The organism is Microcella sp. (assembly GCF_051860105.1).
Classification (GTDB): domain Bacteria; phylum Actinomycetota; class Actinomycetes; order Actinomycetales; family Microbacteriaceae; genus Microcella.
The window spans coordinates 38,489-48,133 of the sequence record NZ_JBHYEO010000003.1; the positions used below are offsets into that span (position 1 = coordinate 38,489).

Here is a 9,645-nt window from a genome sequence, read left to right on the forward strand (position 1 = left end):
CGGCATGACCGATTTGTGACTCCTGAGGCTGACTGACACCGTGACGACTGAGAACCCGTGGCTGACGGGAGGATCCGAGCAGGATCCGACCGGCGCCGAGAGAGACCCCTTCCGGTCTCTGGGGCTCGGATTCACTGAGGAATCCCCGACGATCGAATCCGACGTCGAGCCCGCCCCCGAGATCGACGTCGCGCCCCTGAGCGAGAGCTCGGTCATGGCCACGACGAGCTTCCCTCCTGCGGCCCAGCCCGGCTCCGACCTCGTCGCTCTCCCTCCCGCCGCCTCTACCGAGCTCGTCGCCACGAGCCGGCGCGCCCTGCGCGACGCCGAGCGCGCCGTGCCGGCGGCGCGGCGCCCGCGCCGGGCCGACAGCTCGCCGCGACTGTTCCCCGCCCGCGGCCCGCGCCGGGCGTCCGCACCCGAGACCACCGATCGAGCCGTGGCCGCCGCACCGGCCCCGGTCGCCAGCGCGTCTCGCGTGCCGCTCACCCGGCGGATCGCCAAGAAGGCCTTCCCGCCCATCGTCATGCTCGCCGCCGCCTCGCTGCTCGTCGGCACGTCGGTGCCCGCGAACGCGCTGTTCGATCCTGACGCACCTCCGGCATCCCTGGCACTGTCGTCGATGCCCACCGCGCCCGCGACCGAAGCGGAGGTGCTGGAAGAGCAGGTGCTCGAGTCGGACGCCGCCAGCGAGCTCGCGTCGACCGCCGCCTCGCGCGCGGAATGGGGCGTCACCTCGTACGCCGAGATGCTCCGGCTGCGGTACGGCAGCACCAATTACTCGTACTCGCCCTCGGGCGTCGGCGCCATCCGCTGGCCCTTCCCCTTCGCCGCCAACATCACCTCAGCGTTCGGCGACCGCGTCGCCCCCTGCCGCGGCTGCTCGTCGTACCACCGGGGCGTCGACTTCGACGCCGGGTACGGAGCCCCTGTCGGAGCGATCGCCGACGGTATCGTCACCGCGGTCGGCCGTTCGAGCTCGTTCGGCTACCGCGTCGAGGTCGAGCACATCATCAACGGCCAGAAGGTCTTGTCGCTCTACGCGCACATGATCGACAACAGCTCTGTGCTGGAGCTCGGTGCTCCCGTGGTCGCGGGCGAGATCGTCGGCGCGCTCGGCAACACCGGCCTGTCGACCGGGCCCCACCTGCACCTCGAGATCCACATTGACGGCGTACCCATCGACCCCTTCGCCTGGTTGATGGCGAACGCGGTCTAGACGATCCAGACCGCCGCGTCCGTCGGCAGAAGCCCCTCCTCGAGGGGCGCGCTGGCGAGCACGACCTCGCCCGCCGGAAGAGCCACCGGCTCGTCTCCGATGTTCGCGATGACCGTGACGGCGCCGTTGCGCAGCGCGACGACGCCCTCGTCATACCCGTCGAGCCACTCGACCGAGCCCATGCCGAGCCCGTGCTCAGCGCGCAACCGGAGGGCTGAGCGGTAAAGCTCGAGGGTCGAGCCCGGGTCGCCCTGCTGCAGATCGCGCGCGAAACGGGCGAACCCGGTGGGCTGCGGCAACCAGCTGTCGCCCGACGCGCTGAAGCCGAACGCCGGGGCTGCAGTCTCCCACGGGATCGGCACACGGCATCCGTCGCGCCCGTAGACCTCGCCGTTCGTGCGGTGGAACGTCGGGTCTTCTCGCACGTGGTCGTCGAGCTCGATGACCTCGGGCAGCCCCAGATCCTCGCCCTGGTAGAGGTAGGCGCTGCCGGGAAGGCTCAGCATGAGCGTCGTGGCGGCGCGGCCGCGCTTCAGGCCGAGAGCATCGTCGGGCTTGTCGGCCGACTTCGGGCCGATGCCGCTCGCGGGCGCTGCGCCGTAGGTGCTCAGGCCGTAGCGGCTCGTGTGGCGCACGACGTCGTGGTTCGAGAGCACCCAGGTGCTCGGGGCGCCGACCGCGGTGAACGCGGCGATCGACTCGTCGATCACCGAGCGCAGGCGCTCGGCCTCCCACGGGGTGCCGAGGTAGCTGAAGTTGAAGGCCTGGTGCATCTCGTCGGGGCGCACCCAGAGCGCCGCCTTGGCCAGCGGCTCGACCCAGGCCTCGGCGCACAGCACGCGATCGCCTTCGTACTCCCGCAGCACGCGGTGCCAGTCGCGGTATACCTCGTGCACCTCGGGCTGCGCCCAGTAGGGAACCTCGTCCGGCGCAGAGATCGCGTCGGCGAGGCCTCCCGCGTCAGCGACCTGCACGATGTCGGGCAGGCCCTCCTTCTTCATCAGGCCGTGCGCGACATCGACGCGGAAGCCGTCGACGCCGCGATCGAGCCAGAAGCGCAAGATCTGACGGAACTGCTCCCACACCCACGGGTTCTTCCAGTTGAAGTCGGGCTGCGAGCTGTCGAAGATGTGGAGGTACCACGGGCCGGGGGTTCCGTCGGCCTCGGTGATGCGGGTCCAGGCGTTACCGCCGAAGATCGACTGCCAGTTGTTGGGCGGCAGCTCGCCGTGCTCACCCTTCCCGTCGCGGAACATGAAGCGGTCGCGCTCGGGCGAACCGGGACCGGCCGCGAGGGCCTCCTGGAACCAGGGGTGGTCGCTCGAGCAGTGATTCGGCACGAGGTCGACGATGACGCGCAGGCCCAGCCCGTGGGCGCGATCGCGCAGCGCGTCGAAGTCGTGGAGGGTGCCGAAGATGGGGTCGACGTCGCAGTAGTCGCTGACGTCGTAGCCGGCGTCGCGCTGCGGCGACCGGAAGAACGGCGAGAGCCACACGGCGTCGACGCCGAGCTCGCGCAGCGCGGGCAAGCGCTCGGTGATGCCGGCGAGGTCGCCGATGCCGTCGCCGCTCGCGTCGGCGAACGACCGCGGGTAGATCTGGTAGATGACGGCGGAGCGCCACCACTCCGCGCCGGGGGCGGCGGTTCCGCGGTGGTCGACGGTGGTGGTGGTCGTCGAGGAGGACGTCTCGTTCGGCATCCCGCCACCCTATGACACCGCTCGGCAGAAAGTGGAATCGGTTCCATGCCCGAATCGACGGGGATGCGGGCCGCAGCGGGGTGCAGACCGCCGGTTCTCAGGTGCTAATCTTCTCTGGTGCCAATCGCCGTTCGCGGCGTCGGCAGCGCCCCGATAGCTCAGTGGTAGAGCACTTCCATGGTAAGGAAGGGGTCGTCAGTTCAATCCTGACTCGGGGCTCCGGTTCATCCGTCACGGCCTCGCGGTCGCGCGGAGTACCTGCCCGGCGGGGTAGCTCAGGTGGTTAGAGCACACGGCTCATAATCGTGGTGTCGCGGGTTCGAGTCCCGCCCTCGCTACCATTTTCGAGATGGTTGCGTGTGGCTTGCGCCGTGAACGCTCGTCCGCGTTCACGGGGTTCGAGTCCCGCCCTCGCTACCATTTTCGAGATGGTTGCGTGTGGCTTGCGCCGTGAACGCTCGTCCGCGTTCACGGGGTTCGAGTCCCGCCCTCGCTACCGTTTCACAGACCGTTGCGACGGCTCAGTACCCGGTGCGCTCGTCGATCAACCGCTGCAGGTCGGCCTTGACGCCCGCGATGGCCTCGCGCTGCTCCTCCTCCGACAGCAGCAGCGGTTCGGCGCGCGGAATGAGCCGCGCCTGCATGAGCTCGCCGATCGTGTCATCCCGCGCCCGCAGCGCCAGGTCGCGCACGATGGCATCGTCGGCGCGCGCCGCCTCGAGCCTCTCGACGACACCGCGGAGGGTTCGGCTGCGCGCGGAGAGCCGCTCGGCCTCGTCGCGCTTGCGGCGAACGCGGGCGAGGTCGCGCTTCGAGCGCGCGCCGCGCGACTCCCGCGGCGTGGGCGCAGCGCGCACGCTGTCGTCCGAGAGCCGCGCGGCCGTGGCCCGCAGCTCTGCCGCGAGCGTGTCGATGGCCTGGCGCGCCAGGTCGGCCGACTCGCGCTCGTCCCACGCGGCTCCATCGCGCAGGATGCGCAGGATGACGCCGTTCTTCACCGACAGGCGCAATGCGGAGAGAGCGACGAGATAGCCCTCATCGATCTGGTGCGCCAGGTTCCGTGGCATCGGCGGACGCGAGCCGTCCGCGATCGCGGATGCAGGGGCGGGCCAGAAGCGCATGACGACCTTCGCGAGCTCGTGAGGGGACGACCTCCAGGGTAGAGCCCGCCCCTGCGCGCACGCCGGGGGCGTGCGCCGAGCATCCCGACAGAATGAGTCGCGACACGCCGAAAACACAACATGTAGGGGAATGACACGCGTGTGATTCCCGTTATATAGTGAGACCCCTAGCCGCCGGGGGCGGAGAATTCAGCAGAAGGAGGTCCATCATGGACAACGACAACGAGACCATCGGCGGCTATGCCGTGCCCGTCGACCCGATGGACATGCTGCAGTGCGAGAGCTGCCAGTAGCAGCCGCTGACACAGACATCAGTCAGTCGAAACCCCGGAACGCCGACGCTGGCGCTCCGGGGTTTCGCATAGGCGGGGCCGAGCCGCGAGGAGTGTGAGATGAGCATCACCGTCGATGCCCGATCGTCTGACGCGCGCGCCCGACTCGCCAGCGACGCCGAGGTGCTCGACCGGGTGCACCGCACGCTCGGACCAGTCGACGTCGTCGCCGAGCACTGGGGTGCCCATAAGCTCTCGCGCGTGCTGCACGTCGTCACGCGCGGCGGCGAGCAGGCAGTCGTCAAATGGCATCGGGATGCGGGCCCCCACCACCGCGAGACCGAGGCTCTTCAGCAGTACGCCGTCGCGCTCGGCGGCGATGCCCCGCGCATCGTGCTGAGCGATCCCTCCCTGCGGTTGCTGACGCTCTCGCGCCTGCTGGGAGAGGCGGCCGTCGGCACACCGCACGAGCGCGACCCCGACATCCACATGCGTGCGGGCGACCTCGTGCGGCGCCTGCACGAGGCCGAACCGCCGCGCAAGCACGACCGCTTCGGTCGCCACATCGCGGCCGAGTTCGAGCGCTGGAGCCGCGCCGCCGACGCCCTGTGGGGCGACGGCCTCGACGGGCGCGACGAGCGGGCCGAGCGGCTCGCGGCCGAACGGCACCTCGCCCGCCAGCACGTGGCCGCGGCGCTCGACCTCGGCGAGTTCGACCACGTGCCCGCGCACCGGCGGCTGTCGCCCCAGCACTGGATCATCGACCCCGGGGGTCACGTGCGCTTCATCGACTTTGCGCACCTCGAGTTCGAGCCGCGCATCGTCGACCTGCTGTGGCTCGAGTACGGGCCCTGGCGCGACGAGCCGTGGCTGCGCGCCGCCTTCCTGCACGGCTACGGCCGCACGCCGACCGAGCGCGACGAGCTCGCGCTGCGGGCCGTCGCGGCGACGCGCGGCCTCGAGCTGCTGGTGCGGGGCGAGGCGCGCGGGCACGCCGCCGAGAAGGCGCTGGGGCGCTCGATGCTCGACCGCCTGCTCGGCGCGACCCTCTTCTAGACCGGGGCGCGGCATCCGCTCGCGCCTAGACTGGGCGCGTGCCCGTGAATCCTGAGTTGACCGAGCGCGCGTTCGCCCCGACGCCGCCCTACCTGGTGGGGCGCGAGAAGGTGCGCGAGTTCGCCCGCGCCGTGCTGGCCACCGCGCCCCTGCACCACGACCCGGAAGCGGCTCGTGCGGCCGGCTTCGCCGACGTCGTCGCTCCGCCGACCTTCCCGATCGTCATCGCCGAGGCGACGCTGCAGCAGCTGCTGGCTGAGCCCGACGCCGGCATCGACTTCAGCCGCGTCGTGCACGGCGACCAGCGTTTCAGCTACTCGCGCCCGATCGTCGCGGGCGATGAGCTCACGGCGACGCTGCGGGTGACGAGCATCAAGTCGCTCGGCGGCAACAGCATGGTCACGAGCGAGTCGGCCATGACCGACGCGACGGGGGCGCACGTCGTGACGAGCATCTCGACGCTCGTCATCAGGGGAGACGAATCATGAGCCTGCTCGAGGGCCTCCAGGTCGGCCAGGTCGTGGCCGAGCGCTCCTTCCCGCTCACGCGCGACACCCTCGTGCGCTACGCCGGGGCGAGCGGCGACTTCAACCCGATCCACTACCGCGACGATGTCGCCGCCGCCGTCGGACTGCCGGGCGTGCTCGCCCACGGCATGCTGACGATGGGCTTTGCCGTGCAACCGGTCGTCGATTGGCTGGATGCCCGCGGCTGGGTCAGCGACTATCAGGTGCGGTTCACGCGCCCCGTCGTCGTCGACCCGCAGCTCGGTGCCGTCGTCACGGTCGCGGCCACCGTCGGCGCAGTGGATGACGCCGGAGCCCGCATCGACCTCACGGCGACGGTCGGCGAGCAGACGGTGCTCGGCAAGGCCCAGGTGCGCGTCACCGCGTTCGCCTGATCGCATGCGACTGGCAGATCTCACCACCCTGCGCATCGGCGGCCCGGCCGAGCGGTTCGTCGAGGCGTCGACGAGCGCCGAACTCGTCGACGCGGTGCTCGACGCCGACGCCCACGGTGAGCCCTGGCTCGTGCTCGGCGGCGGCTCGAACGTGCTCGTCGGCGACGACGGTGTCGAGGGAGTCGTCGTGCGCGTCGCCACGCGCGGCATCGAGCGACTGCCGGATGCTCCCGGCTCAGCCCGCCCCGTGCGCCTGCGGGTGCAGGCGGGCGAGCCCTGGGATTCCCTCGTGGCGCACACCGTCGAGAACGGGTGGGGCGGCATCGAGGCGCTCAGCGGCATCCCCGGATCGACGGGCGCTGCGCCGATCCAGAACATCGGGGCCTACGGGCAGGAGATCGCCGAGAGCCTCGTGAGCGTCGAGGTGCTTGACGTCGACAGCGGCGAGCGGCGCACGGTGCCGGCACCCGCGCTCGCGCTCGGCTACCGCACGAGCGCGATCAAGCAGGGCTGGCGGGCCGTCGTGCTGAGCGTCGACCTCGCGCTCGAGCGCGCCGAGGGTGCGACGAGCCGGCCGGTCGCCTACGCCCAGCTCGCCGACGCGCTCGGAGTCGACATCGGGCAGCGCGCGCCCCTGGTCGGCGTGCGTGCCGCCGTGCTCTCGCTACGCGCCGGCAAGGGCATGGTGCTCGACGAGGCCGACCGCCAGTCGGTCAGCGCAGGCTCGTTCTTCACCAACCCAATCGTCACCGAGTCGTTCGCGCTCGGCCTGCCCCCCGACATGCCGCGCTGGCTCCAGCAGCCCGAGCCCCCCGCGCTCGCCGTGCCGCTCGGCACCGAGCCCGCCTCTCCGCCCGTGCCTGTCGAGGGCTCCGTCAAGCTCAGCGCCGCCTGGTTGATCGAGCATGCCGGCATCGCCCGCGGCTTCGCCCTGCCGGGCTCGGGCGCATCCGTCTCGACGAAGCACACGCTCGCCCTCACGAACGCGAGCGGGCGCGCGACGGCGGCCGAGGTGGCCGAGCTCGCGCGGTACATCCAGACGCGCGTCATGAGCGAGTTCGGCGTCGTGCTGTACCCCGAGCCCGTCTTCGTGGGCCTGACGCTATAGGCCTTTCAGCTGTCTTTGCGGATCCAGCGGAACGTCAGCCGCGCTACGATGAGCCCGACGACGAGCCAGATGCCCAGCGCGATCGCGATGCCCGGCAGATCCCACGACTCGTTCTGCTCGAGCACGACGAGCTCATCGGGCAGGAAGACGCTGCGCATGCCCTGCGCCATCCACTTGAGCGGGAAGATCGACGCGAAATTCTGCAGCCACTCGGGCAGGTCGCTGAAGCGCAGGTACACGCCGGAGATGAACTGCAGCACGAGCACGATCGGGATCACGACCGCCGTGGCGCTCTTGCCCGACCGCGGCACAGCGCTCAGCGCGATGCCGAGGATGGCGGAGGTGAGGACTCCCAGCGTGAACACCCAGGCGAACGTGACCCAGTTCTCGGCGTTCTCGGGCGGCGGAACCTGGAACACCGTGAAGCCGAGCAGCAGCAGCACGCCGGCCTGCAGCAGTCCCGTCACGAACGACTGGCCGAGCTTGCCGATGAAGTAGCTCACGATCGGCAGCGGCGAGCCGGCGAGGCGTTTGAGCGTGCCGTCGCTCTTCTCCATCGCGATGTCGATCGCGAGGTTCTGCAGGCCGCTGAGCAGCACGCCCGCGGCGAGCATCGCGGGCAGGAAGAACCAGGCGGCCGTGATCTCGTCGCCGCTGGCGGTCTGGCCGAAGCTCGCCTCACTGAACGACACCGAGAAGATGGTGAGCATCACGACGGGGAACAGGAAGGTGAAGAACACCGTGTCGGCCTGACGGAAGTACGCGCGAACCTCGTATCCGATGCGCAGAGCGCCGAGCCGCACGGCACGTGCGCCGCTGTTTTCGGAGAGTCCCGGGCGGGGGGTCGTGGTCGTGCTCATCGTGCCGTCTCCGTCTCGTTCAGGGTGTCCGCGGCGATCTCCGCCGCGTGCTCGTGACCGACGAGGTCGAGGTACACGTCCTCGAGGCTCGGCCGGATCACTTCGAGCCCCTCGGGCTCGGCCCCCAGGCGGGCGACCAGCTGCGTCACGACGGTGGCGGGGGTGTCGGTGCGCTGCGCGCGGCGTTCGCCGCCCTCGATCCATCGCACGAGCGGCACGCGCGACTCGCGGCCGCCGATCTCGTCGATGGGGGCGAGATCGACCATGCGCCCCGCCGCGATGATGCCGGCCCGGTCGCCGAGCTGGGCCGCCTCATCGAGGTAGTGCGTGGTGAGCAGGATGGTCGTGCCCTCGCGCTGCAGCGTGCGGATCAGCTGCCAGAAGCTGCGACGCGCTTCGGGATCGAAACCCGTCGTCGGCTCGTCGAGGAACAGCAGCTCGGGCGCGCCGATGATGCCGACGGCCACGTCGACGCGGCGGCGTTGCCCGCCCGAGAGCTTGCGGATCAGCGCACCGGCCTTGGTCTCGAGCCCGACGGCCGCGATGACCTCGTCGACGTCGCGCGGGTTCGGGTAGAGCGCCGCGAAGTGCCGCAGCTGCTCGGCGACGGTGACATTGCCGCTCTCGCCGCTCGACTGCAGGACGATGCCGATGCGCGCCTTCCACTCGAGACCGGCCCGCCAGGGGTCGACCCCGAGCACGCGCACCGTACCGCCCGTGCTCTGGCGGTAGCCCTCGAGAATCTCGATGGTGGTCGACTTGCCGGCGCCGTTGGGGCCGAGCAGTGCGAAGGTCTCGCCGCGGTGGATCTCGAAGGAGATGCCGTCGACGGCGGTCAGATCGCCATACGCCTTGCGCAAGTCGTGCACCTCGATGGCGGTGTCGGTGGTGTTCATGCCTCCAGCATCCCGCGTCGTGGCCCGCTGCGGAACGCCTGCTCGGCTGATTCGCGGGTCCACCGATCGGTGGACGAAGAATGAGAATTCAATTGCACGTTTATCGGCGGAGAATTCCGATAAACTCAGCCCGCTCATAATCACGCATTATCGAGGGAGAATTGCCATGAAGCGCATCACGACCGAACTCGTCGACGATCTCGACAGCACCGTGATCGGCCCCGGTGAGGGTGGCACCGTCACGTTCTCGCTCGATGGTGCGAGCTACGAGATCGACCTCGGCCGTGCCAACCAGCAGGCGCTGCGGGATGCTCTCGCTCCGTTCATCGCGAAGGCCCGGTCGACCGGCCGACGTGCGTCGGCCGCGCCGCGCGCGCGCCGGGCATCCGCCGCCACGGGCGACACCGCGGCCGTGCGCGCCTGGGCCCAGAGCAACGGCTACGAGGTCGGCGACCGCGGCCGCATCCCCGCCGAGATCCGCGCCGCCTACACGGCCGCGCAGGGCTGAGCAC

General features: G+C 70.5%; 11 protein-coding genes and 2 tRNA genes. 9 read left to right on the top strand and 4 right to left on the bottom strand.

Features of this window, described 5'->3' with window-relative positions:
• Positions 1–40 precede the first annotated feature (40 nt).
• Positions 41–1,219 (top strand): peptidoglycan DD-metalloendopeptidase family protein, encoded by a 1,179-nt coding sequence (locus ACTIE9_RS02295; protein WP_439563962.1) that lies wholly within the window; start codon positions 41–43, stop codon positions 1,217–1,219.
• Here the strand turns inward: ACTIE9_RS02295 and ACTIE9_RS02300 are convergent.
• On the bottom strand, positions 1,216–2,919 hold the full coding sequence (locus ACTIE9_RS02300; RefSeq protein ID WP_439563963.1) for a glycoside hydrolase family 13 protein: 1,704 nt from the start codon (positions 2,917–2,919) through the stop codon (positions 1,216–1,218). The genes ACTIE9_RS02295 and ACTIE9_RS02300 overlap by 4 nt on opposite strands.
• 147 nt (positions 2,920–3,066) lie before the next feature.
• On the opposite strand from ACTIE9_RS02300, the gene ACTIE9_RS02305 reads away from it, so the two are divergent.
• Both ACTIE9_RS02305 and ACTIE9_RS02310 read left to right on the top strand, forming a co-directional pair.
• Positions 3,067–3,138 (top strand) — tRNA-Thr (locus ACTIE9_RS02305).
• A gap of 45 nt (positions 3,139–3,183) precedes the next feature.
• Positions 3,184–3,260: transfer RNA gene (locus ACTIE9_RS02310), tRNA-Met, on the top strand.
• A 180-nt stretch (positions 3,261–3,440) separates the two neighbouring features.
• On the opposite strand, the gene ACTIE9_RS02315 is transcribed toward ACTIE9_RS02310, so the two are convergent.
• Positions 3,441–3,986: a hypothetical protein gene (locus tag ACTIE9_RS02315; protein WP_439563964.1), complete on the bottom strand. Its 546-nt coding sequence runs from the start codon at positions 3,984–3,986 to the stop codon at positions 3,441–3,443.
• 212 nt (positions 3,987–4,198) lie between these two features.
• Between ACTIE9_RS02315 and ACTIE9_RS02320 the strand changes: the two genes are divergently transcribed.
• From ACTIE9_RS02320 to ACTIE9_RS02340, 5 genes are all read left to right on the top strand, one after another.
• Entirely contained in the window at positions 4,199–4,333 is a 135-nt protein-coding gene (locus ACTIE9_RS02320; protein ID WP_409647561.1) for a hypothetical protein, read from the top strand.
• A gap of 99 nt (positions 4,334–4,432) precedes the next feature.
• The gene (locus ACTIE9_RS02325; protein ID WP_439563965.1) at positions 4,433–5,368 is read left to right on the top strand and encodes a hypothetical protein; all 936 of its coding nucleotides are present in this window, start codon (positions 4,433–4,435) and stop codon (positions 5,366–5,368) included.
• A 38-nt stretch (positions 5,369–5,406) separates the two neighbouring features.
• A complete protein-coding gene (locus tag ACTIE9_RS02330; RefSeq protein ID WP_439563966.1) occupies positions 5,407–5,856 on the top strand; it encodes an FAS1-like dehydratase domain-containing protein in 450 nt (149 codons plus the stop codon).
• On the top strand, positions 5,853–6,269 hold the full coding sequence (locus ACTIE9_RS02335; protein ID WP_439563967.1) for a MaoC/PaaZ C-terminal domain-containing protein: 417 nt from the start codon (positions 5,853–5,855) through the stop codon (positions 6,267–6,269). Before ACTIE9_RS02330 ends, ACTIE9_RS02335 begins: the two co-directional genes overlap by 4 nt.
• Positions 6,270–6,273: 4 nt before the next feature.
• Positions 6,274–7,377 (top strand): UDP-N-acetylmuramate dehydrogenase, encoded by a 1,104-nt coding sequence (locus ACTIE9_RS02340; protein WP_439563968.1) that lies wholly within the window; start codon positions 6,274–6,276, stop codon positions 7,375–7,377.
• Between the two features lie 5 nt (positions 7,378–7,382).
• Here the strand turns inward: ACTIE9_RS02340 and ACTIE9_RS02345 are convergent, their stop codons facing one another.
• Both ACTIE9_RS02345 and ACTIE9_RS02350 read right to left on the bottom strand, forming a co-directional pair.
• The gene (locus tag ACTIE9_RS02345; RefSeq protein ID WP_439563969.1) at positions 7,383–8,237 is read right to left on the bottom strand and encodes an ABC transporter permease; all 855 of its coding nucleotides are present in this window, start codon (positions 8,235–8,237) and stop codon (positions 7,383–7,385) included.
• Positions 8,234–9,133 (bottom strand): ABC transporter ATP-binding protein, encoded by a 900-nt coding sequence (locus ACTIE9_RS02350; protein ID WP_439563970.1) that lies wholly within the window; start codon positions 9,131–9,133, stop codon positions 8,234–8,236. The genes ACTIE9_RS02345 and ACTIE9_RS02350 overlap by 4 nt, the downstream gene beginning before the upstream one ends.
• 166 nt (positions 9,134–9,299) lie before the next feature.
• Here ACTIE9_RS02350 and ACTIE9_RS02355 point away from each other — a divergent pair, with 166 nt between their 5' ends.
• Positions 9,300–9,641, top strand: coding sequence for a histone-like nucleoid-structuring protein Lsr2 (locus tag ACTIE9_RS02355; protein WP_439563971.1), 342 nt, complete (start codon positions 9,300–9,302; stop codon positions 9,639–9,641).
• Positions 9,642–9,645 lie beyond the last annotated feature (4 nt).

Excerpts from the sequence above, each read along its gene's own strand:
- ACTIE9_RS02300 (WP_439563963.1), bottom strand. The coding sequence starts at position 2,919 with ATGCCGAACGAGACGTCCTCCTCGACGACCACCACCACCGTCGACCAC.
- ACTIE9_RS02315 (WP_439563964.1), bottom strand. The coding sequence starts at position 3,986 with ATGCCACGGAACCTGGCGCACCAGATCGATGAGGGCTATCTCGTCGCT.
- ACTIE9_RS02325 (WP_439563965.1), top strand. The coding sequence starts at position 4,433 with ATGAGCATCACCGTCGATGCCCGATCGTCTGACGCGCGCGCCCGACTC.
- ACTIE9_RS02335 (WP_439563967.1), top strand. The coding sequence starts at position 5,853 with ATGAGCCTGCTCGAGGGCCTCCAGGTCGGCCAGGTCGTGGCCGAGCGC.
- ACTIE9_RS02340 (WP_439563968.1), top strand. The coding sequence starts at position 6,274 with ATGCGACTGGCAGATCTCACCACCCTGCGCATCGGCGGCCCGGCCGAG.
- ACTIE9_RS02345 (WP_439563969.1), bottom strand. The coding sequence starts at position 8,237 with ATGAGCACGACCACGACCCCCCGCCCGGGACTCTCCGAAAACAGCGGC.
- ACTIE9_RS02350 (WP_439563970.1), bottom strand. The coding sequence starts at position 9,133 with ATGAACACCACCGACACCGCCATCGAGGTGCACGACTTGCGCAAGGCG.
- ACTIE9_RS02355 (WP_439563971.1), top strand. The coding sequence starts at position 9,300 with ATGAAGCGCATCACGACCGAACTCGTCGACGATCTCGACAGCACCGTG.